Origin of the sequence: Arenibacter sp. F26102 (assembly GCF_023015865.1) — a bacterium.
Lineage (GTDB): Bacteria > Bacteroidota > Bacteroidia > Flavobacteriales > Flavobacteriaceae > Arenibacter.
This window is the reverse complement of the sequence record NZ_JALKBC010000004.1, coordinates 79501-102498: the sequence shown is the minus strand read 5'-3', so window position 1 is coordinate 102498 and position 22998 is coordinate 79501. Positions and strand designations below refer to the sequence as shown.

Below are 22998 nucleotides of genomic sequence, written 5' to 3'. Positions count from 1 at the left end.
AACCTTCTTAAAAATGACTATTCAGGGAACCTTCGAAAGGTTTAGAGATAGGTATGGGAAAATGAACTTTATAATTACTCCCATCTGAAGTATATTAAAAGGTGCGGATTGTTATTTTATATCCACCGATGAAGGCATCAAATATTTTAAGTATTCATGCCCTAATTATTCAGGTCCTCTAGGTGATTTAAAAACAGACCCTAAAGGAATATTTTTAGGATTATTCATTTGTTTTATGGAAAGTGGATTGTCAAATTCCTTTGAACGGTATTTGGTTGTATCCTCAATTCCCCCAAGTTTTGCCGCTAAACGTCTTGCAATACAAGCACCGCATTTGCCACATTGAGTTTGCCTCTCAGTAATACATGACCATGTTAATGAAAATAAGGCAGGATTATCCTTAAACTCCATGAATCCCTCCCATTTTCTTTTGTTGGCTATTGGCATTATAATTTCAATATCCTTCTTATCAGGTTCTGATTCATTTAATATCTTAGAAAAGCCTACCGAAAACTTCGTCGTATATTCAAATTTTTCCACGCCATCATCGCTAGTGTTGCCCCAAAGAATTTTGTTAATACCTCTATGTAAGGCTATACTTGAGGTTAAAGATAAAATAATGCTCATGGAAAATGGTAATCTCTGCTTAATATAGGGACTTTCGTCAGCTATTCTTTGGGAACCGTGCATAGGTGGCGGTGCTGCGCCAACAGAATTAATTATATATTCCTTTTAAATCAACAATTGTGTGAGTTATATCCATCTCATTCGCAATATTCATAGCAGACTTCAATTCCCCATTTTGCCAATTATCGAAAAATCGAAAAGTCAATAATTCAGGGTCTAAATCATTTCTTAATGCCCATAGTAGAACTGCAGTACTATCAGGGCCTCCGGAAAATAGAACTAGTGATTTACTCATCTCTCTCAGTTTAAGTTATGTATTCATACTCTTTAATTAAAGAAAGATAAATTATATACTCAAATCAAGTAGCGTTGTATGGATTGTAATAAATATTGTGTGTGATGTAATAATGATTGTAGATAGAAGCATTCTATAAATTAAAAAGTAAACTAATACCACCCTTTGGCCTACATTAAAAATGACCCTTCAGTGAACTTTCTAAAAATTTAGCCATAGGAATGGAAATAAGTGCTTTTTGAAAGATTTCTGAAGAGTATAATTATAGAAGCCTTTTTTTGAACTTTGAACGCAGTCTTGAAAGTCTAAATAAAGGTGGGTTTAAGTAAACCATAGAGGCCTGGTAGTTTGTCTCGTTAAACGTTCAATTTAAGGAACTATTAAAAAATCAATAAAAAGGAAGTTTCTTTGTTGGGTAAGGAATTCACCTTTAAATTGCCGCCGTGCATTCGTAATATTTGTTTGGAAAGACTTAATCCTACCCCCGTTCCAGAATTTTTGGTGGTGAAAAAGGGAACAAAGATTTCGTTTATCAATTCGTCGGGTATACCTGGTCCATTGTCCCTAACTTCAATAAATTTTTGTCCGGATTTATTGATTCCAGCCATCAATCTTATGGTACTATCCTGTTGTTGTTTAAGGGACTGTAGTGCATTTCTACACAAATTGATCAATACCTGTGTAATTTGTTTTTCATCAATAAAAAGTTCTAAGTCCTGTGTATTCATTTTCAATTCAATGGACGTATTTGAAAACTCTTTATCTTGTCCTATCAATAATATTATCTTCTCCAATAAATTATGAACACGCACAATTTTTTTATCGGGCATGGGCACATTTAAAAGACTTCGGTAGGACTGTACGAAACTCATTAAATTGGCTCCTTGATCTTTTATCACTTCCAGACCCTTAATGGTGTTTTCTATGCGTTTTTGATATTCAGTACCTTGCACAAGGTTTTCACCTCCCTTTGTATGATATTTTAAAATAGACTCTGAAATGGAAGTTATTGGAGTGATGGAATTCATTATTTCATGTGTCAACACCCTAATAAGTTTGGTCCAGGATTCGGTCTCTTTTTCGTCCAATTCCTGATGAATATCTTGGATGACCACCAATAACAATTCTTGTCCATCCATATTAAAGGAAGAGGACTTTATGGCCAAATCTATTTTCTCCCGTTCATTGGTCAATTGGAGCATTCGACGTTCAAATGGCTTTAATTCACTAAATATTTGATACAAATCCTCATCTACTTGCGTTAGTTGCTTAATGTGGTTAAGGGGTGTGTAATTCAGCATTTGTTCAATTCTGGGATTGGCAAAAAGAATATGTCCTTTACTATTGATAGCTAAAATACCTATATCCGCCTGTTTTAATATTTCTTGGTAGAACCGTTCTTGGGTCTGATTTTTTAAATGAATTTTTTGAATCATTTCATTGAGCATGTTAAGACTGTGATTTAGTTCTTCTAGAGACTTAACACTCAATTTTTCTGGAAATCTAAGGGTGAAATCCTCATTTTTTATGGCATCAAAGAAATAGGCAATTTTTCTATTGGTTTCGTTAACATATCTGATTAAATGGTAGGTTTGAAATACAAGGATGGCCAGTGTTATGGCCGCAAGGACATACTTTTCCCTGTATAGGAGAAAGGCAATTAAAACTGCTGTAATGCTTATGAGCAGCACTCTGCCAATAGTCTGGAAATAGAAGTTTTTACTCACCATTTTTTTCCTGCTTTTTAATTTTATTGTACAGTGTTTGCCGAGAAATTCCCAATTGGGCAGCGGCGGCACTATAATTGCCATCATTGTTGTGCAGAGCGTTCAATATCATTATTTCCTCCATTTCCTCCAAAGTTTTTGGTAAGACCTCTGTTGTTGTCGAAGATTTGATATTCAATATAAAATCGGTAGGTTTTAGAATATTTCCTTCGCACAGGATCACTGCCCTTTCTAAGGTATGTTGTAGTTCCCGTACATTTCCCGGCCATGAATATTGTTTCAGCTTTTCTATGGCTACATCGTTTATTCGAATCCCATGTTTTGCATATTTTGCACTATATTTCTTTAAATAAAAGTCAGCCAAGGTCAATATATCATCACCTCTGTCTCGAAGTGCGGGAACCTCTATATGGATGGTGTTAATGCGATACAGTAGATCTTCCCTAAACAGCCCATCCATTACCATTTGCTTTAAATTGCCATTGGTGGCGCAGACCAACCGTATATCTACGGGAATTGATTTATTGGAACCTACACGAACAATTACCTTATTTTGAATGGCCGAAAGCAATTTGGCCTGCATTTGTAGGGAAAGATTTCCAATTTCATCCAGAAACAGGGTGCCTGCATTAGCTGCTTCAAATTTGCCAATTCTATCTTCCTTAGCGTCCGTAAAGGAACCTTTTAAGTGGCCAAATAGCTCGCTCTCAAATAAATTTTCTGAAATGGAACCCATATCTACCGCAATAAAAACTTCATTCTGTCTAGGGGATAATTTGTGGAGTTGTCGGGCAATAAGTTCTTTGCCAGTGCCATTTTCACCTGTGATCAGAACATTTACATCCGTTTTGGCTACTTTTTGGGTTAGATTTAATACGGAAGTCAAGGCCTTTGAATTACCTATGATATAATTCTTGTCTTGGTTAATGACCTGTTTTAAGTTGCTTTCCTTTTGTTTTAAATGATTTATTTCTTTTTGGGATTTACGAAGCAAATAGGCAGCTTTCACAGTGGCCAAGAATTTATCGTTGTTCCAAGGTTTTAGGATAAAATCTGATGCGCCTTCTTTCAGGGCCTTGACCGCTAATTCTACGTCTCCGTAGGCGGTCATCATAATAACAGCGGTCAGTGGTGTTTTTTTCTTGATTTCCTTTAACCAAAAGAGACCTTCATTTCCGGAATTCACTCCGGCGGAAAAATTCATATCCAACAGAACAACATCAATTTTGTTTAAATCCGGAAAGGACGATATTTGATTGGGATTGGAAATTGTACTTATGTTCTTGTATTCAAACTGTAATAATATTTCCAGTGCACTCAAGACACTTTTGTTATCATCTATTACTAAAATCTGCGCATCTACCATGATTATATCAAAATTGGTCATGTTAAAACTACAAAACCTGTTCTTTAAAATGCAAATAGTGTCCAACTATTGGACAATTATTGTACAACTATTTTACATCAATATTTATTTAGCTTTAATATTAAGATATAAATACCTGTAAATCAATTAATTGAGTATATGGCACGAACTTGGAATATGGTTGTAGGTCGACAGTTAATTCAATTATCAATATGAAGCCCTTTTAATCGCATTTGCATTATGAATTTTAAGAAAGGAAAATTATTTTTTATCCTATTTTTCATCACCTTGAATGGTTTTGGTCAAGAGAACTGGACTTTGGACAATTGCATTTCCTATGCCTTAGATCATAATCTTACACTGAAGGATTACCAATATTTGGAAAATTCCGGCAAGGAAAGTTATAATCAGTCCATAAGGGACCTTCTTCCTAGAGTGAACGGATTCGCCGATTATAATATTCGGTATGGCCGATCTACCGATCCCAATACCAATGATATAATAAATACCGATTTCTTTTCCAATGGCTATTCCATGAGTGCTTCCATTGATCTTTTTCAAGGATTCCAGAAGATCAACACTATCAAGGCAAGAAAACTATTGTTTAAAGCAAACAAGGAAGCAGCACAACAACAAAGGTTCTTACTGGCTCTTAGGGTAATGACAGCTTACCATGACATTCAGTTTTATGAAGGTATATTGGCCATTTCAAAAGAGCAACTTTCCATTTCCGAGGCCAATTTTAAGCTTGCCAAAAAGCAAATTGAACTGGGGCTGAAGGCCGGGGCTGATTTGTATGAGGCGGAATCCATTCTGTACACGGATCAGTTGGATGTTACCCAAAGTGAAAACCAATTGCAGGCGGCCAAGCTAACCTTGATTCAGGAAATGAATTTGGATAATGCCCAAACCATCCAGTTAAACCCTGTTGTACCCAAAACGATTTCTGAAACCGAAATTGAAACGGATAGTATCTACGGAAAAGCAAAGGAATTTGTACCCCTTTTAAAGGCACAACATCTTAGAACGGAGGCGGCAAAAAAGGAACTGGGAATTGTTAGAGGAAGGCTTTACCCTTCACTTTCCTTTGCCACTGGCTATGGTACCGGTTATTACGAAACTACTAGGGATACTTTGGGCGTCACCATTCCATTTAAAACTCAAATTGAGGACAATGCCTCCAGGTTTATAGGTTTTTCCCTTAATGTTCCCATTTTTAATGCCTGGTCCACGCGGTCTGCCATAAAGCAGCAGAAAATAGCCTTGGGAAGGGAACAAAATAATCTAAAAATACAGGAACAGGAAATATATAAGGCCATACAACAATTGGTACAGGAAAATAAGGCCTTAAATGTTGAAATTATACAAAGTGAAAAACAAATTATGGCCCAGGAACAGGCTTTTGGAGTGGCACAAAAAAAATATGAAAAGGGATTGTTTACCATTATGGAGCTGAATCTTGCAAAATCGATGTACGCCACTTCCCAAAATAAAAATTTACAGGTAAAGCTGCAACTTCAAATTAACCAAAATACACTGTCTTTTTACCAAGGCTTACCTATTTTCAACATTAATAGCACCAATTAAAATGGATATACAATTAGAAAAGAAGAAAGGATTGAGACCAAAACACTATGGGTACATCGCCCTTGGCGTTTTGTTGCTCTTTGTGGGATGGAAAATGTTAACGGCTAGTGTGGGCAACACTTTTAGAACTGAAAAGGACAAACTGTCCATTGCCGAAGTTGTTCAGGGGAAATTTGACGATTATATAACCATCAATGGTACCGTGGCGCCGATTGCTACCATTTACATGGATGCTTATGAAGGCGGGCGTGTAACCGAAAAACTAATTGAGGAAGGAGCTATGGTGCAAAAGGGCGATATCATTCTTAAGTTGGATAACATTGGCCTTTATGAGCAAATATTGAATAGTGAAAGCAATTTGGCCTTAAAGCAGAACGACCTTAGGTCTACCAAATTAACCTTCGATTCCAGACAGGTAGAAGGCAGAAAATCCTTGGCTACTGCTAGGACCGAATTGCAACGTTTGAAAAGAAATTTTGAGCAGAACCAAGCGCTTTATGACGATGAATTAATTTCTAAGGAAGTGTATTTGACCTCAAAAGAGAACTATGAACTTTCAGAAAAACAATATGATATTGTAAAAGTACAAACAGACAATGATGACGAACTAAGAAAAACTTCCTTGCCTGTCTTGGAGGCCGATTTAAACCGTATGCAAAAAACTTTGGGCATGGTCTATCAGCGCTTAGACCATTTGAACGTACGGGCACCTGCAGATGGGCAATTGGGGTTTTTGGATGCCGAAATAGGACAGAATATAAGTCAAGGCCAACGTATTGGGCAAGTAAATGTACTCACAGATTATAAGATCGAGGCAGATATAGATGAACATTACATAGATCGTGTGAAACGCGATTTAAATGCAACTTTTGAGCGTAATGGAACAGAGCATATCCTGCGGTTGAGAAAGGTATATCCTGAAGTGCGCAATGGCAAGTTCAAGATCGATTTGGTCTTTATAGGTGAAAAACCACAAAACATCCGTGCTGGGCAAAGTTATAATATAAAACTTCAGTTGGGCGAATCCAGTGATGCACTCTTGCTGCCCAAAGGAAGTTTTTTCCAAAGTACCGGGGGACAATGGATATTTGTGGTAAAACCGGATGGTAATGAGGCATTGAAGCGGAATATAAGAATAGGAAAACAAAACTCCAGATATTATGAAGTGCTGGAAGGATTGGAGAATGGAGAAAAAGTAATCACCTCCAATTATGATAGTTTTGGAGATGCCGATAATATAGTGCTGAAATAACTTCGGCTAGCCTCAGCTACCCAATTAGGAAAAAAGAACCCTGAGCGGAGACGAAAGGTGGTCTAGCAGAAAGAATAACACTAAAAAAACTGTAACTAAAACGAAATATAGAAGTCTTTAATTATAACACTTAAAATCCAATCGAAGAATGATACAAATACAAAATCTAAAAAAAAGCTTTAGGACCGAAGAAGTGGAGACATTGGCCTTGAACAATGTAAACCTCAAGGTTCAGGAGGGCGAATTTGTAGCCATAATGGGACCTTCGGGTTGTGGTAAGTCTACCTTATTGAACATTATCGGTATGTTGGATAATCCTACCTCCGGAAGTTATCAATTCGCTGGCCATGAAGTGGGACACCTAAAGGAAAATCAACGTACCCAATTACGAAAAGGAAACCTGGGTTTTGTTTTCCAGAGTTTTAATTTGATAGATGAACTTACCGTCTTTGAAAATGTGGAATTGCCATTGATCTATCTTAAAATGAATAAGAGTGAGCGCAAGCAAAAGGTAATGGCCGTATTGGAACGAATGAAAATAGCGCACAGGGAAAAACATTTTCCACAACAACTTTCCGGAGGTCAACAACAGCGTGTAGCAATTTCAAGGGCAGTGGTTACCAATCCCAAGTTGATCTTGGCAGATGAGCCAACAGGAAATTTGGACTCTAAAAACGGGATCGAAGTGATGAACCTATTAACAGAGTTGAATCAGGAAGGAACCACCATTGTGATGGTTACCCACTCGGACCGGGATTCTCACTATGCACACAGAGTGGTTAACCTATTTGATGGACAGATTGCCACCGAAAGCCATAATAGGGCTATGGGGGCCTTGATGTAGAATACTAGGCTGGGCTAGGAAAGTTTAACTTATAAGAATAGGAAACCTACATGGTTTTGAATCCTGGGAGGTTTATACAATATGCAATAAAGGAGTTTATTCATCAAAATCAATAGGAACTGAACAAGTATCAGTGCCAAAAAACACTAATCATGTTTAAAAATTACATTAAAATTGCATGGAGAAGCCTTAAAAGACAGCCCTTTTTTGCATTTCTAAATACGTTTGGCCTAGCCATTGGAATGGCCGGGGGACTGCTCATATCATTATACATCTACGATGAGATGAATTTTGATACGATGTTCCCTGATGCCGATCGCATCTATAGAATAAATACAGATATAAAATTTGGTGGAACGGAGAGTAAATCTGCACAAGTTTCAGCACCAATGGCTGCAGCAATGGAAAGCGATTTTTCTCAGGTTGAACTAACTACTAGATTTAGGAATTTGGGCAGTATGCTCCTTAGAAAGAGCAATACGGAAGCCAACATAAAGGAACAAAGTGCAACCTTTGTGGATGCTACTTTCTTTGAGATGTTCGGTCTTGAACTGTTGGTTGGGGATGTGCAAACTGCCCTAAAAGAACCCAACACCTTAGTCCTGACCAAGACGGCAGCCCTAAAACATTTCGGATTAAAAAAAGCTGTAGGTCAAAGTTTGATATTGAACAACACCGATACCTATACTGTAACAGGCGTAATAGAGGATATGCCAGAGCGTTCATTTCTTAGAAATCACAATGTTTTTATGGCGATGGCAGGGAATGAAGATGCGCAAAATCAGGAATGGACCAGTCATAATTTTTTCACATTTATTAAGCTGATACCAGGTGCAGATATAGCCAATCTTCAGGAGCCCTTACAGTCCATGGTCGGTACATACATAATGCCGTATGTACAGACATTTCTGCCCGGTGTAACCGAAGAACAGTTGGCGGCCTCTGGTAATTACCTGTATTATAACACCATAGCATTAAAGGATATACATCTGTATTCTAACAAAGACCATGAACTAAGTCCAAATAGTAGTATTCAAAATGTCTATATTCTTTCGTTCATTGGCTTGTTCTTGATATTATTGGCCAGTGTTAATTTTATGAACCTATCAACGGCACAGTCCCTTAAACGGGCAAAAGAAGTTGGTATTCGCAAAACTTTGGGGTCGGACAAATCTGCCTTGATACGGCAATTTTTGACCGAATCGGGTTTAATTTCCTTTATCTCCCTTTTGTTTTGCTTGGGCATAGCAATAGTGGCCATCCCTTATTTTAATGCACTTTCCGGGAAGTCCATTTCCATACCATTTACCAATCCCATTTTCTGGATTGCTTTATTTGTTGGTGCTACGGTTTTAGCACTCTTTTCTGGAATGTATCCTGCATTCTTTATGTCGCGTTTTGCGCCGGTGAAGGTGCTTAAGGGGGCAGGAGCAACTAGTACTGGTGGAGGAAACATTAGAAGTTTACTTGTGGTATTTCAATTTGCTATTTCAATATTTTTAATAGTAAGCACTTTGGTAGTCTTTATGCAATTGAAGTTCATTCAAAGTAAAGATCTGGGTTTTACAAAAGATCAGGTTCTGATTGTTGATGATGTATATACATTGGGCGATAAAGCTACCACTTTTAAGGAGCAGGTGGAACAACTTGGCCAAGTGGAAAGTGCAACGTTGAGCAGTTTTTTACCAACTCCATCCGTTCGAAGTAATACCTCCTTTTTTAAGGAAGGGGGGGCAACGGCGGAAAATTCCATAAATATGCAGATATGGAATGTTGACGATGATTATATCCCCACTATGAATATGGAAATCCTGGAGGGCAGGAATTTTGATAGACAGTTTGGTACCGACTCTACGGCTATGCTGATCAACGAGTCGGCGGTTGCCATTTTGGGAGTGAAGCCCAAAGAAGCCTTGGGAATGCGAATTATTCGCAATTTTGAAAATGGGACTTCTAACAATTTTACAATTATTGGTGTCATCAAAGATTTTAATTATGAATCGCTCAGGGAAAATATTGGCGCCTTGAGTATGACTTTGGGAAGGTCTACCGGTTCTTTGGCTGTAAAACTTGAGGCTGGGAATTTTTCAAACTCGATTTCAAGTATTGAAGGAATATGGAACAAAGTCGCACCGGGGCAGCCTTTCGGCTATCGATTTATGGAGGACTCCTTTAATACCACCTATGAAGCAGAGCGGCAGTTAGGACGCATTTTCGTGACCTTTACCATATTGTCTATTTTAATCGCATGCCTTGGATTGTTTGGCCTAGCGGCCTTCAATGCCCAAAAACGCACCAAGGAGATTGGCATCCGAAAAGTCCTTGGCGCCAGTATTGGCCAAATAACTTATCATCTTACGACCGACTTTCTAAAAATGGTAGGGGTAGCCATTATAGTTTCCCTGCCCGTTGGCTGGTACTTAATGAACAAGTGGCTCGAGGATTTTACCTATAGAATAGAAATTAGTTGGTGGGTATTTGTATTTGCAGCGCTAATAGCCCTCACCATAGCGGTACTAACTGTAAGCTACCAAAGTATAAAGGCGGCCATAGTAAATCCGGTAAAAAGTTTACGTACAGAATAGTTAATCGGAAAGTGGGAAGTATGATGTATACAGCGATAATTGAACAGTAAACAATGGATAGTGGATAGATAGTAATCAAAACACATATCATCAATCAAATCAAAAACGCAAATCATGTTTAAGAACTATTTAAAAATAGCTTGGAGGAACCTATGGAAAAATAAGGGCTATTCCGTAATAAATGTTGGCGGGCTTGCCTTGGGAATGGCGGTAACGCTCATAATTGGTCTATGGATCCAAGATGAACTTAGTCATAACAGCTATTTTAAAAACAAAGACAGTATTGCCCAAGTGTTCCAATCACAAACATTTAACCAAGAAACCGGTACAGGCCCTGCGATACCCCGACCCTTGGAAAAAGTATTACGTGACGGTTATGCAGATAACTTTAAGCATTTGGTGATGTCTTCTTGGAACATTTCCAGATATCTGCGATACAAAGAGAAAAGTCTTTCCAAAACAGGAAATTTTATGCAGCGGGAAGCTCCTGAAATGTTGGATTTAAAAATTATAAAAGGGGAGAAAGATGGTTTGCGAGAACTAAATTCCGTAATGCTGTCCGAATCCGTCTCCCATGCACTTTTTGGTAATGAGGATCCTATTGGTAAAACCTTAAAAGTAAACAATCAATACGATGTAATGGTGAGTGCGGTATATGAGGATATTCCTTTTAATAATTCCTTTAATGATGTCGAATTCCTAATGCCGTGGGACAAAATGATCGCGACCCAAGAATGGATGAAGAATGCTGAAGATCAATGGGGAAATAACTCCTTTCAGATGTTCGTCCAGATTGCTGACAATTCTACAATGGAAAAAGTTACCGAGGCCATTCTGAATGTGAAAAAAAATGCAAACGAGGATACGGCGGAATTCAATCCACAAATATTTCTCTTTCCAATGAAAGATTGGTACCTACGAGGCAATTTCGAAAACGGGGAGCAAGTTGGTGGGCGCATAAAATATGTGTGGTTATTCGGAATAATTGGAGCTTTTGTATTGCTATTGGCATGTATAAATTTCATGAACCTTAGTACGGCTAGGTCCGAAAAAAGGGCCAAGGAAGTGGGGATTCGAAAATCCATTGGCTCACAAAGAAATCAATTGATCAACCAGTTTTTGAGTGAATCTTTCTTAGTGGTATTGTTTGCGTTTATTATTGCCGTGATAATAGTTTTATTGTCCATGAACGGATTCAATGATTTATCCAAGAAGGAAATTTCGTTCCCTTGGAACAGCACTAATTTTTGGGTTGTATCATTGGTGTTTATAACGATTACTGCTTTAGTGGCAGGTAGCTATCCGGCACTTTATCTGTCTTCTTTTAGACCAGTGGATGTATTAAAAGGAACCTTCACATCTGGAAAATATGCCGGCTTGCCCAGAAAAATTTTGGTCGTACTGCAGTTCACTGTTTCCGTGGCCTTTATTATTGGAACCGTCATCGTAATGCAGCAGATCAATTTTGCCAAAAACCGACCCGTGGGGTATGATAAAGCTGGCCTTGTTCAGATACCTACCTTTAGTCAAGATTTTGAAGGTAAATATGATTTAATGCGAAGCGAATTTTTAAATTCAGGTGCGGTAATCGAAATGTCGGCTTCCAGCAGTCCAACCACGCAGATTTGGTCCAACCGCAGTGGATTTGATTGGGAGGGGAAGCCCGAAGGTTTTCAAGAAGATTTGGCATGGACCGAAGTAACTCCGGAATACGTTAAGTCTTTGGGTATGAAAATTGTTGATGGTCGAGATTTTTCGAGGGAGTTCGCTACCGATTCAAACGCGGTATTGATCAATCGGACTGCAGTAAAATACATGGGCATCAAGGATCCAGTTGGCAAGTTTTTGAAAGATGATGATGAAGAAGATCCGGGTCCGCCCTTAAAAATTATTGGTGTTGTAGAAGACATGATTACGCAATCGCCATATGAACCTGTTAAGCAGGGTGTTTATGTTTTTGATAAACACGGCAATTCCAGTTTCTACAATTTAAGATTGAATCCAAATCAAAGTGCAAGTCAGAACATGGCGATTATTGAAAATGTGTTTAAAGAACATTTTCCCAACCTTCCTTTTCAATATGATTTTGTGGATGATGAATATGGCGAAAAATTTGCTGCTGAAGAACGCATTGGAACCTTATCTGGAATTTTTACGGCCTTGGCCATATTAATAAGTTGTCTTGGCCTATTCGGACTCACATCATTTGTTGCGGAACAGCGTACCAAGGAAATTGGGGTCCGGAAGGTTCTAGGAGCCACAGTATTCAATGTGTGGAACATGCTTTCCAAAGATTTTTTAAAACTGGTAATCATTTCTTGTTTTATAGCCATACCTATTTCATACTACGTTATGAACGGTTGGCTGCAAGACTATCCATACCATGTAATCTTGGAGTGGTGGATCTTCGCTTTTGCCGTTATTGGATCGTTGGCGATTACAATATTAACGGTGAGTTTTCAGGCCATTAAAGCGGCTAATGCCAACCCGGTAAAAAGTTTGAGAACGGAATAATTAAGTAATCAGTAGAGCGATGGCAGTAGCAGTAAAGATTATCCTATATCTAAGAATATCCAATGATGTGCAATTGATACGAAGACATTAAAAGTTAAATCAAAAACCGAACTGTTTCCCCGTCTACGGCGGGACTAGAGGGAGGACTAAAAACAGGAATCATGCTAAAAAATCATCTAAAAATTGCCTTACGATTCTTTTTAAGGAACAAACTGTTTACTGGCATCAATGTCTTAGGGCTATCAATTGGAATAACGGCATTTATCCTGTTGACACAATACATCACATTCGAAAAAAGCTATGATACCTTTATTCCTGATGTTGATGACCTGTATAGGGTTACCCTGACTACAAACTTGGGCGACAATGGTTTTGTTACTTCAGCGACAAATCACCCTATGACGGGCCGGGCCATGCTATCTGATTTTCCGGAAGTTGAAAGTTATACGCGTATCGCCGATAAGCCGATGGCGTTTTCTGGAACCATGAATATTTCATATACCAATACCTTTGGTGACGAAATAAAATCTGATGCCAATGATGATCATATTTATTTTGCCGATAATTCTATTATCGATCTTTTCGATTTACAATTCATTCAAGGTGATGCCGCAACAGCACTCAATGAACCTATCTCCGTCATACTGAGCGAGAAAATAGCCCATCGCTTTTTCGGGAATGAAGACCCTATTGAAAAAATGATAGAGGTCAATGATAATTTTAAATTAAAGGTAACCGGTGTCTTTAAAGAACGGCCGGACAATACGCACTTACCTATGGGTATGATTGTTTCCTATAACATCTTCGGCCCAAATGGCGATCATGCCAACAGTTGGGTATGGCCGGAATTTTACAATTACATTAAACTAAAACCGGGAACAAGTCAGAAGACCGTTGAAGCCAAGTTTCCGGAATTCGTAAAAAAATATTTGGGGGATATTATGATTGAGCACGGTTTTGAAGCAAAAATGGCATTACAACCAGTTAAGGACATTCATTTAAAATCTCATTTATTAAAAGAGATTTCTGCCAATAACAGCGAAGGTACCTTGTACTTTTTATTGATCGTAGCAGGTTTTATCATTGCCATTGCCATGATTAATTTCATCAACCTATCTACTGCCAAATCGATGGAGAGAGCGAAAGAAGTCGGGATCAAAAAGGTGGTTGGCGCCCCTAGATCAGTGCTTATACATCAATTTCTATTTGAATCGCTCCTCATTAATTTTTTTGCAGTTATCATAGCATTTGTATTTATTAATTTGTTGATTCCCTCTTTTAATTCATTGGTCGGAATAGAGGTTTTAAGCTTTGGAATGTGGGGTGAATGGCAAGTCTGGTGGGCCATGATAGGTATATTTCTTATCGGGGGAGTTTTAGCAGGTCTATATCCAGCCTTTGTATTGTCCGGATTTGTACCCATTGAAGTTCTTCGGGGTAAGTTCCATAAAACAACAAAAGGGAATACACTACAAAAGGCTATGGTAGTTTCTCAATTTGCCATTTCAATAGCCCTTATTGCGGGAACCTACATTGTTTATAACCAATTTTCATACATGCAGAACCAGGACCTTGGTTTCAATGCTGAACAAAATCTTGTCTTTGCAGCACCAACTTATGCTGATTCAACCACCCAACTGAAAGTGGAATCTTTTAAAATGGAATTGGTTCAAAACCCAAGAATCAATAGTGTTGCCTTGTCCGATGAAATACCAGGAAAACCAATTGTACAAGGGAATACCATAAGACAGGTGCATAAACCAAGAGAATTGGGGGTCAGTGCCAATTTCGTAATTATAGATCAAGATTTTATGAAGACCTACGACATCGACCTCTTGGCAGGAAGAGATTTTGCGAAGGAAGATACTAGTTCATTGTATACAAGGGAAGGTCCCGTTCCGTCCGGTCATAGGGTCCTGATCAACCGTTCGGCGGCAAGAATATTAGGGTTTTCAGAACCTGAAGCGGCTATCAACAAAAAGATGATTTTTAAGTATGGCCCTATTGATAGAACAGCTGACATAATCGGAGTAGTGGAAGACCATCATCAACAATCACTTCAAAAAGGGTACGACCCAATTGTCTTTATGAATCTCATGGGCTACGGGGTCTCGTTCGTAACTGTAAATATAGCCGCTGGTAATATTCGTGAAACCACAGGCCAAATAGAGTCCAAATTCAAAGAGTTTTTTCCAAACGATTTGTACAACTCCTTTTTTATAGACGACTATTTTAATCGGCAGTACCAGGCCGAATCGAAATTTGGGATCATCTGTTTGGTGTTTTCATTGTTGGCAATTTTTATTGCTGCTTTAGGTCTATTCGGTCTGGGTTCGCATATGGCTATGCAAAAGACCAAGGAGATAAGTGTTCGGAAAGTTATGGGCGCCACGGTGGGACAAGCCTTGGCTATAATTCCAAGTAAATTGCTTAGCCTGGTGCTGCTGTCGGGGGCAATAGCACTACCGATCATCTATTTTGTGACCCAAAAATGGTTGGAAAAATATGCCTTCAAAATTGACCTAAGTATTTGGATGTTCGTAGTGCCACTCATTGTAGTACTACTGGTAGCAGCATTGTCAATCCTCTCCCAATCGTTTAAAACGGCAATGGTCAACCCGGCAGAATCGTTGAGAAACGAATAATCATCAATCAATAAAATCAACAATAATGATAAAAAATTATCTAAAAATTGCTTGGCGAAGCATTAAGAGTGATAAGCTCTTCACCTTTATTAAGGTCGGTGGTTTTGCCATGGGCATTGCGGCATGTCTGTTGATTGCATTATTCATTAAAGATGAACTCAGCTATGACCAGCAATACGAAAACAAGGACCGTATTTATCGGGTTGTTTTGCAGGGCTTTATGGATGGTGAAATTAAAAAGAGCGTCCATTTTCAATTGCCTTTTGCGGATGCCCTACAATCCGATTTTCCGGAGATAGAAAAGGCTGGAAAAATAAATATGAGCGAGCTCTTTGGCGCTGGGAAACGTGGTCTGCGATTAACGGGTGAATCCCAGAACAATTTTGAGGACGGGTTTGTATTTGCCAACCAGAACATCCTTGAAATTCTTGAGATAACCTTGGTACAGGGAAATACCAAGGAGGCCTTGTTACAACCTGGCAATATTGTAATTTCCAAATCCAAGGCAGATAAATATTTCCCTGAAGGGAATGCCCTGGGCAAGTCTATTGTATTGGATAACAACACCTCAAGACCTTATACGATTACCGGCGTTATGCCAGATTTTCCCAAAAAATCCCATCTCCAGTTTAATTTTTTGTTACCCATAGAGGATACGAATATGAGCTGGACCAATCAGAATTATTTCACCTATGTTCTCGTAGACGAAAATGCCAGTATTCCAGCCTTGGAGAAAAAAATGTTTTCCATAATGGAAAACTACATCATCCCGGCCCAATTGGCGTATGGACGTGACCCAGCTTTTATCCAAGTCCTAAAAACTGTTGAATACAAGTTGCAACCCATTGCCGATATACATTTACGATCAGATCTTGCCATGGGGGATGGTCTAAAACATGGTGATATTCGGTTTGTTTGGCTTTTTGGAGCCATAGCAGGGTTTATTTTATTATTGGCCTGTATCAATTTCATTAACCTTTCAACCGCCAAATCGGCCAATAGGGCAAAGGAAGTAGGAATGCGTAAAACTGTTGGGGCTTACAAAAGTAACTTGGTTGCACAATTTCTTACCGAATCGGTACTGTACAGTCTAATCTCCTTTTTATTGGGGCTGATGTTAGCCTGGGTCTTGCTACCAACCTTTAATGAAATTGCAGCAAAGTCCATTTTATTTCCCTGGGAGGTTTGGTGGTTTGTACCGCTTATGGCATCCTCGGCCCTATTTATTGGAATTATAGCAGGAATGTACCCTGCATTTTATCTTTCTTCCTTTAGACCTGTTAATGTTCTAAAAGGGAGCCTTAGTGTCGGCAGTAAGAGCGGAAATCTTAGAAGCGGTTTGGTCGTGTTTCAGTTTGCTGCATCGGTTATCCTGATTATCGGAACATTGATCATTTACAAGCAAATGGACTATATCCTACATAAAGAACTGGGTTACGACAAAGATCAGGTTGTGATTTTGGAAGGGGCCAATATTTTGGGAAATAAATCGGAAAGCTTCAAGGCACAATTGTTACAGCTTCCTCAAGTACAAGCTGTAACAAAAAGTGATTATTTACCGATCGATGGCGCCAAAAGGAATGGCAATACTTTTAAAAAAGTGGGGGAGGGGATTGAAGATCGTGGGATACCTGCGCAATTTTGGCGAGTGGATTATGATTACATAAAAACACTGGGGGTAAAGGTGAAGGAGGGTAGGGATTTTTCCAGGGAAATTGCTTCCGACTCCATTAATTCGATGATTATTAATGCGAAAATGGCCCAGGATCTCGGTTATGAGAACCCTATTGGAAAGTACATTAACAATGGTAGGGACTGGACCATTGTAGGGGTGGTACAGGATTTCCATTTTAAATCCTTGAAGGAAGATATAAGCGCTCTTACCTTAGTTGTTGCAAACAATGACCTCGGTGCAATTTCGGTAAAACTTAAGTCGGATAATATTGGGGGGGGCTTGGCAGCCATTGAAGCCATTTGGAATAAAAATGTACCCAACCAAGCCTTTGCTTATTCCATTTTAGATCAGAAATTTACCCAAATGCACGAGGATGTGCAACGTATGGGGAAAATATTCAACAGCTTTGCCCTGTTTGCTATTTTAGTGGCATGTTTAGGGCTGTTTGCACTGTCCGCCTTTATGGTGGAACAAAGAAAAAAGGAAATAAGTATTCGGTTGGTTTTAGGAGCTCCCTTTGAAAGTATTTATAAACTGTTGACCTTAGATTTTTTGAAGTTGATTGTTATTGCCATACTTATTGCGATACCTATAGGATGGTATATGATGAACCGATGGTTGGAGGATTTTGCCTATAAGGTGGATATTGGATGGGAATTATTCCTGAGTGCAGGTGGGATTGCTATGGCTGTTGCCGTAGCTACAATTAGCTACCAGTCTATAGGGGCAGCATTGATCAAACCTCTTAAAAGTTTAAGAACGGAGTGAAAAATAAATCTAAAATTTTATTGCGGCAGCTATCGAAAACCAGGACGACATTGGAATAATAACTCGACTCCGTTCGAGCAAATGAAAAACAATAATTATGCTATTACAACTTAACAACATTTTTAAATGGGTAAACTCAGGTGGGCAACGTATCTTCTTGTTAAAGGATATAAACCTCACCGTGGCAGAAGGGGAGTTTATTTCCATAATGGGTCCCTCAGGCTCCGGTAAATCAACGCTGCTCAATGTTATTGGCATGTTGGATAATTTTAATGAAGGGGAATACTGTTTTTTGGACGAGCCCGTTCACACCTTAAAAGAAAAGCATCGCGCTAATTTGTACAAACAATATATCGGCTTTGTTTTTCAATCCTACCACTTATTGGATAATCTTACCATAAAGGAAAATCTGGAAATGCCCTTGCTGTATAAGAAAGTGGGCAGTTCCGAACGTAAATCTCTGGTAGCGGATACCTTGGATCGTTTTAATATTGTTGGAAAGAAAGATCTTTTTCCTTCACAGCTGAGTGGTGGGCAACAACAATTGGTAGGTGTTGCGCGGGCGTTAATTTCATCTCCAAAACTTATTTTGGCCGATGAGCCAACCGGAAACCTAAACTCCAAACAGGGCGAGGAGATTATGGAACTTTTTAAGCAATTGAATAATGAAGGGGTTACCATAATTCAGGTAACCCACTCAGAAAAGAACGCTACATATGGTTCGCGAATCATCAATCTTTTGGATGCGAGAAAAGTATAGAATTAAAACCTTCAATTCTACGTGTATAAAAAACAGGTTTTCTAATGTCCCATAGAACTAACTTTTTATGGGGCACCACCTGATTTATCTAGTTCTTTTTAATAGTTCTGCTAATTCACCTTTTACGGGACACTAAGAGTTCTTTTTAACGACCGTTTTATTAAACTTTATAGCCATACAATATTTATTGATATTAAATAGTTTAAAGTAACGTGCTAAATAATTAGTTTGTACTTTGAGGTTTATTTAAACTTTGGGTCATGGTTTTTGGATACGCTAGGGTAAGTACTGCAGAGCAGAATTTAGATTTACAATTAGATGCCTTTTTAAAAGAAGGCATTGATACAAAGAACATTTATACAGATAAGGTTTCCAGTTCTCAAGAAGAACGTAAAAGCTTAAGCAAACTTCTGGACTATGCCCGTGAAGGGGACACTATTGTTGTTTGGAAATTAGACCGCCTGGCCAGAAGCTTGATTCATTTTACAAACTTTATCAACCAACTCAATGAAAAAGGGGTCAAGTTCCGGAGCATTACTGAACCTTTTTTGGATACCACCGATAAGTCTTCACATTGCCAATTCATTGTAAACATGTTTGCCGCTCTTGCCCAGTTGGAACGGGATATTATTATTGAACGTACCAAAGCAGGTATGGCATCTGCAAGAGCTAGGGGAAAAGTTTTTGGAGCTCCCAAAGGAATCAGTAAGAAAAACCAACAAAAAGCCATAATTTGTACGGAGTATTTTAAAGAGGGGAAACTAACTGTTAAAGAAATATGTGAGCGGGTAGGGGTTTCTAGAGCGACATACTATAAGTATTTAAAATATCACGGGCTTAATGGGAAATTAAGAACTTATAAATTCGGAAGTGTTATAAAATGAGATGTTGTGGAATTACTAGGAATATAGAAAGATGTAAGAATTCAACGAGATTTATATTCTGTCGTAGGCACAAATTACAATGGTGGGGGATTGTCGTTGTACTTGGCACAATAGCTGGATTGTATCAAGATTTAATAAAACCTGGACTTTATGCAATAATCGGATCGACGGACGTATCCACAGACAGACAATTATTAATAGAACCCCATTATAAACCAATATTTAATTCAAATGATTCCACTTCATTTAATGTGCTTATACTAAATTTTGAGGACTATATTGCCCAAAAAGAAACAAGTTGTATTGGTAGAGCAATTCAGGAAAACTTGAATAACATTTCTGCAAATGATAGTTTACCCATTAACTTGAATACCCAATATATAGATAGTATAATGCCTCCTAGAAGTAGGAATGATGCAAAGAAAATTCTGAGTAGACATAATGCTGATTTAGTTATTTATGGACTAGCTAGAAATGTTAAGGCAGATTGTGAAGGAGCTGAACTTTCCTTTAGGTATAATATATCCCCCCACGTTACTTCTAAGGCAGTCCCTGTAATTGAGGTTAAGTCGTTCAAACACGATTCGAATTATACTTCTACTAATACTATAGATATAGAAAAGGGTTTATTTAAAACAGATTCCTTATCCTTGAAAAAATGGACGAAAGCATTAATTAATCTTAAAGCCGATAAGTCAAATGATGCATTTTTGGAATTAGATGAAATATTGACAAATGCGAGGGATTTATTGCAGTTGGGAACTAAAACTGTAAACGGTGAGAAGTACATAACCATTAAAGAGCTTTCCCGAAGGAAAGACCGGTACTCAGGAATTGCTCAAACATATTTTGAATTAGGCCTAAATGAAAAGGCTTTAAAAGTTTTTAACGAGGCAATTTTATTATATCCCGAAGAAAGTGGATTTTATCAAAATAGAGGAGCAACGTATGGCGAATTGAAACAATATGAAAAGAGTCTAAAAGATTTTAACAAAGCAATTTCGTTGAATCCAAACGATGCGGTTTATTATAGTAATCGGGGGGCGGCATACAATAATTTAAATGAAAACTTAAAGGCATTAAAGGATTATGACATGGCTATTTCCTTGGCACCTTCACTAAGCGGAACTTATTTTAGTAAGGGAAATTTATATTATCAACTAATGGATTATGAGAAGGCCATAAAAGAACTCAGCACCTTTATTTCTTTAAGTCCTCAAGAGTCTAAAGGTTATATTAATAGAGGAGCGGCATATGCTTATCTCAAACAGTACGATTTAAGTATTAAAGATTTTCTAATGGCTATTAAAATAGAACCAAATGATATACTTACCCTAAATAATCTTTCAGGAGTGTATACTCTTAATAAACAATTTGAAAAAGCTATTGTAACCATAAAAAAAGCAAGTTACTTATACCCCAATCATTCTAAAAATTATGGTCAAATGGGTATCATATTTAGCGAAATGAAAGAATATAAGCAATCAATTTCGGCTTTTGATAAAGCAATAGAATTGGATTCGACCGATGCTTTTACCTACAATAATAGAGCATTTAGTTTCTTAAAACTAAATAGGATAACTGATGCTTTTAAAGATCTAGAGAAATCGAAATTACTTGATGAAAATAATAGTTGGATGTATAGAAATATGGCTTGTTACTATGTTTTAAAAATGAAAAATGACCAAGCGATCAGATACTTAGAAAAGTCAATTTCGATGGGTTATGATGATATTTATTGGATGCGTACAGAAGAGTTATTAAATCCTATCCGCGAAACCACAGAATTCAAGAACTTAATAGAGAAATTGATGATTATAAATTAATCAAAGTTTAAATAAAGGATAATTATGGATAGAATAGTTCTATTACTGAAAGATATTAGAAACAACGCTAAAGACATTGATGTTTTAAATGAAGGAAACGGCACAAACACGTCATCTAAAGCTAAAGAGATATTAGGTTGGTCTTATATGCTTGAGGAAGAAATTAATTCTAAACTAGAGTCTAATTAAAGGATATATTATTACAAGGAAGATGGAAAACAAACCAAAAGATTTTACTCCAACTGAGTTTATTGGGAAGGGAGAAAATTTAGTTATGGATAGAAAGCAAGAGAATTTTTATTTAGTTAATGAGGCCGAATATGATTCAGCCAAAAGTGAAGATCACATCAATTGTGAAATTTTGTATATTATAGAGTATCAGGAAAGTATTAAGTATTATAGGCATGACCCCAAACTCTTTGATAAGTTGCAACGCGGGAAACTTCGAAGTGTGCTTCTTCAATAAAGTTCAAATAAAGGATGAAAAATCCAGTAAATTAGAGCATACCAAAACCAATAAAATGATTTGTTTCAATAGATGTTTGAATAGTCTTAAAATAAAATATGTTAAAAAGTAATACAATAAGTAGTAAAATATGTAGTTTTGTACATAACAGTACACACCACGCTACCCTTAAGAACAGCGTCCCAGGGTGTGTCTTTTGCTTTATGGCCCTTTTTGTTTTTAGTAATACAATTCAACAATAAAGATGTTCAGCAAAAAGGCGCTTACCATAATAGAGCAAATTGAGCAGCTTCAACAAAGAGGTTTGCATATTCCTAACCCTCAACTTGCCGGAAAATATCTATCCAATATCAGTTATTACCGTTTAGGCGAGTATTGGTATGTGATGCAATCAGATAAAGAACGGCATATATTTAAACCTAATAGCAAGTTTAAAGATGTTATTGCACTCTATAATTTTGATGCTGAATTACGATTACTACTATTCGATGTAATAGAAAAAATTGAAATTAGTTTACGCACCAAACTTATTTACCATCTTTCGCATGAAATTGACCCTTGGTGGTTTCAAAATTTTGAATTGTTTAACGATAGTATGGCGTTGGTCAAGACCTTGTCCAACCTGCAAGAAGAATTGGAAAGATCTAAGGATATTACCATAAAAAACCATTTTAAAAACCATAAAGATGACAAGCGTTTTCCGCCAGCATGGAAGGCTTTGGAGCAGACCAGTTTTGGAGCTTTATCCAAATTGTATGGTAACTTAAAACCAACTGTTAGATCCAAAGATGTTATAGCACAAGAATTAGGGGCGGTAAACCATACCTATTTGCCGAGTTGGTTACAATCCATTGCCCAATTTAGAAACTATTGCGCACACCATTCAAGACTTTGGAATAGGAATTTACCAGGAACGGTAAAGTTATTGTCTAAACCACCGCACCCTTGGATAACAGCAGTAGAAAACATCCCCAAGCAGCATGAATTCAGCAAGCTCTATGTACATCTGTGCCTCATGAAATATTTAATAAACATCATTCAACCTAAAAATGATTTTACTGGTCGGTTAGATAGTTTATTTTCCAAATACCTAAATGTTGACCCTGATGCTTTAGGCATGAAACCGGATTGGATAAAAGAACCACTTTGGCAACAATAATTTTAACTATTTAATACA

General features: G+C 37.7%; 17 protein-coding genes. 13 read left to right on the top strand and 4 right to left on the bottom strand.

Annotation, left to right across the window (positions count from 1 at the left end):
* Nucleotides 1–165: 165 nt before the first annotated feature.
* The 4 genes from MWU78_RS22390 to MWU78_RS06640 all read right to left on the bottom strand — a co-directional run bounded on the left by MWU78_RS22390 (nucleotide 166) and on the right by MWU78_RS06640 (nucleotide 4036).
* Complete coding sequence (locus MWU78_RS22390; RefSeq protein WP_281503806.1) at nucleotides 166–627, bottom strand: 7-cyano-7-deazaguanine synthase; 462 nt, start codon at nucleotides 625–627, stop codon at nucleotides 166–168.
* Between the two features lie 88 nt (nucleotides 628–715).
* Nucleotides 716–922: a 7-cyano-7-deazaguanine synthase gene (locus MWU78_RS22385; protein WP_281503805.1), complete on the bottom strand. Its 207-nt coding sequence runs from the start codon at nucleotides 920–922 to the stop codon at nucleotides 716–718.
* Between the two features lie 380 nt (nucleotides 923–1302).
* On the bottom strand, nucleotides 1303–2652 hold the full coding sequence (locus tag MWU78_RS06645; RefSeq protein WP_246996204.1) for an ATP-binding protein: 1350 nt from the start codon (nucleotides 2650–2652) through the stop codon (nucleotides 1303–1305).
* Nucleotides 2642–4036, bottom strand: a complete 1395-nt coding sequence (locus tag MWU78_RS06640; protein WP_348647065.1) for a sigma-54 dependent transcriptional regulator — start codon at nucleotides 4034–4036, stop codon at nucleotides 2642–2644. The genes MWU78_RS06645 and MWU78_RS06640 overlap by 11 nt, the downstream gene beginning before the upstream one ends.
* Before the next feature lie 219 nt (nucleotides 4037–4255).
* Between MWU78_RS06640 and MWU78_RS06635 the strand changes: the two genes are divergently transcribed.
* From MWU78_RS06635 to MWU78_RS06575, 13 genes are all read left to right on the top strand, one after another.
* Nucleotides 4256–5602, top strand: coding sequence for a TolC family protein (locus MWU78_RS06635; protein WP_246996202.1), 1347 nt, complete (start codon nucleotides 4256–4258; stop codon nucleotides 5600–5602).
* A 1-nt stretch (nucleotide 5603) separates the two neighbouring features.
* Nucleotides 5604–6854, top strand: coding sequence for an efflux RND transporter periplasmic adaptor subunit (locus MWU78_RS06630; RefSeq protein ID WP_246996199.1), 1251 nt, complete (start codon nucleotides 5604–5606; stop codon nucleotides 6852–6854).
* 148 nt (nucleotides 6855–7002) lie between these two features.
* A complete protein-coding gene (locus tag MWU78_RS06625) occupies nucleotides 7003–7698 on the top strand; it encodes an ABC transporter ATP-binding protein (RefSeq protein ID WP_246996196.1) in 696 nt (231 codons plus the stop codon).
* A gap of 152 nt (nucleotides 7699–7850) precedes the next feature.
* Nucleotides 7851–10283 (top strand): ABC transporter permease, encoded by a 2433-nt coding sequence (locus MWU78_RS06620; RefSeq protein ID WP_246996193.1) that lies wholly within the window; start codon nucleotides 7851–7853, stop codon nucleotides 10281–10283.
* Nucleotides 10284–10397: 114 nt separating this feature from the next.
* Nucleotides 10398–12797 (top strand): ABC transporter permease, encoded by a 2400-nt coding sequence (locus tag MWU78_RS06615; protein WP_246996190.1) that lies wholly within the window; start codon nucleotides 10398–10400, stop codon nucleotides 12795–12797.
* A 161-nt stretch (nucleotides 12798–12958) separates the two neighbouring features.
* A complete protein-coding gene (locus tag MWU78_RS06610; protein ID WP_246996187.1) occupies nucleotides 12959–15442 on the top strand; it encodes an ABC transporter permease in 2484 nt (827 codons plus the stop codon).
* A gap of 25 nt (nucleotides 15443–15467) precedes the next feature.
* A complete protein-coding gene (locus MWU78_RS06605; RefSeq protein WP_246996185.1) occupies nucleotides 15468–17885 on the top strand; it encodes an ABC transporter permease in 2418 nt (805 codons plus the stop codon).
* Nucleotides 17886–17982: 97 nt separating this feature from the next.
* Nucleotides 17983–18645 carry an ABC transporter ATP-binding protein gene (locus MWU78_RS06600; RefSeq protein WP_246996182.1) on the top strand — a complete coding sequence of 221 codons (663 nt, stop codon included), beginning with the start codon at nucleotides 17983–17985 and terminating at the stop codon, nucleotides 18643–18645.
* A gap of 260 nt (nucleotides 18646–18905) precedes the next feature.
* Nucleotides 18906–19529: a recombinase family protein gene (locus tag MWU78_RS06595; protein WP_246996179.1), complete on the top strand. Its 624-nt coding sequence runs from the start codon at nucleotides 18906–18908 to the stop codon at nucleotides 19527–19529.
* A 119-nt stretch (nucleotides 19530–19648) separates the two neighbouring features.
* On the top strand, nucleotides 19649–21355 hold the full coding sequence (locus MWU78_RS06590; protein WP_246996176.1) for a tetratricopeptide repeat protein: 1707 nt from the start codon (nucleotides 19649–19651) through the stop codon (nucleotides 21353–21355).
* A 24-nt stretch (nucleotides 21356–21379) separates the two neighbouring features.
* A complete protein-coding gene (locus MWU78_RS06585) occupies nucleotides 21380–21544 on the top strand; it encodes a hypothetical protein (protein ID WP_246996173.1) in 165 nt (54 codons plus the stop codon).
* 22 nt (nucleotides 21545–21566) lie between these two features.
* Nucleotides 21567–21821 carry a hypothetical protein gene (locus MWU78_RS06580; protein WP_246996171.1) on the top strand — a complete coding sequence of 85 codons (255 nt, stop codon included), beginning with the start codon at nucleotides 21567–21569 and terminating at the stop codon, nucleotides 21819–21821.
* A gap of 244 nt (nucleotides 21822–22065) precedes the next feature.
* Nucleotides 22066–22980, top strand: a complete 915-nt coding sequence (locus tag MWU78_RS06575) for an Abi family protein (protein ID WP_246996168.1) — start codon at nucleotides 22066–22068, stop codon at nucleotides 22978–22980.
* Nucleotides 22981–22998 lie beyond the last annotated feature (18 nt).

Bases quoted from the DNA above. Each gene is read 5' to 3' on its own strand.
- MWU78_RS22390 (WP_281503806.1), bottom strand. From the start codon at position 627: ATGAGCATTATTTTATCTTTAACCTCAAGTATAGCCTTACATAGAGGT.
- MWU78_RS22385 (WP_281503805.1), bottom strand. From the start codon at position 922: ATGAGTAAATCACTAGTTCTATTTTCCGGAGGCCCTGATAGTACTGCA.
- MWU78_RS06645 (WP_246996204.1), bottom strand. From the start codon at position 2,652: ATGGTGAGTAAAAACTTCTATTTCCAGACTATTGGCAGAGTGCTGCTC.
- MWU78_RS06640 (WP_348647065.1), bottom strand. From the start codon at position 4,036: ATGACCAATTTTGATATAATCATGGTAGATGCGCAGATTTTAGTAATA.
- MWU78_RS06635 (WP_246996202.1), top strand. From the start codon at position 4,256: ATGAATTTTAAGAAAGGAAAATTATTTTTTATCCTATTTTTCATCACC.
- MWU78_RS06630 (WP_246996199.1), top strand. From the start codon at position 5,604: ATGGATATACAATTAGAAAAGAAGAAAGGATTGAGACCAAAACACTAT.
- MWU78_RS06625 (WP_246996196.1), top strand. From the start codon at position 7,003: ATGATACAAATACAAAATCTAAAAAAAAGCTTTAGGACCGAAGAAGTG.
- MWU78_RS06620 (WP_246996193.1), top strand. From the start codon at position 7,851: ATGTTTAAAAATTACATTAAAATTGCATGGAGAAGCCTTAAAAGACAG.
- MWU78_RS06615 (WP_246996190.1), top strand. From the start codon at position 10,398: ATGTTTAAGAACTATTTAAAAATAGCTTGGAGGAACCTATGGAAAAAT.
- MWU78_RS06610 (WP_246996187.1), top strand. From the start codon at position 12,959: ATGCTAAAAAATCATCTAAAAATTGCCTTACGATTCTTTTTAAGGAAC.
- MWU78_RS06605 (WP_246996185.1), top strand. From the start codon at position 15,468: ATGATAAAAAATTATCTAAAAATTGCTTGGCGAAGCATTAAGAGTGAT.
- MWU78_RS06600 (WP_246996182.1), top strand. From the start codon at position 17,983: ATGCTATTACAACTTAACAACATTTTTAAATGGGTAAACTCAGGTGGG.
- MWU78_RS06595 (WP_246996179.1), top strand. From the start codon at position 18,906: ATGGTTTTTGGATACGCTAGGGTAAGTACTGCAGAGCAGAATTTAGAT.
- MWU78_RS06585 (WP_246996173.1), top strand. From the start codon at position 21,380: ATGGATAGAATAGTTCTATTACTGAAAGATATTAGAAACAACGCTAAA.
- MWU78_RS06580 (WP_246996171.1), top strand. From the start codon at position 21,567: ATGGAAAACAAACCAAAAGATTTTACTCCAACTGAGTTTATTGGGAAG.
- MWU78_RS06575 (WP_246996168.1), top strand. From the start codon at position 22,066: ATGTTCAGCAAAAAGGCGCTTACCATAATAGAGCAAATTGAGCAGCTT.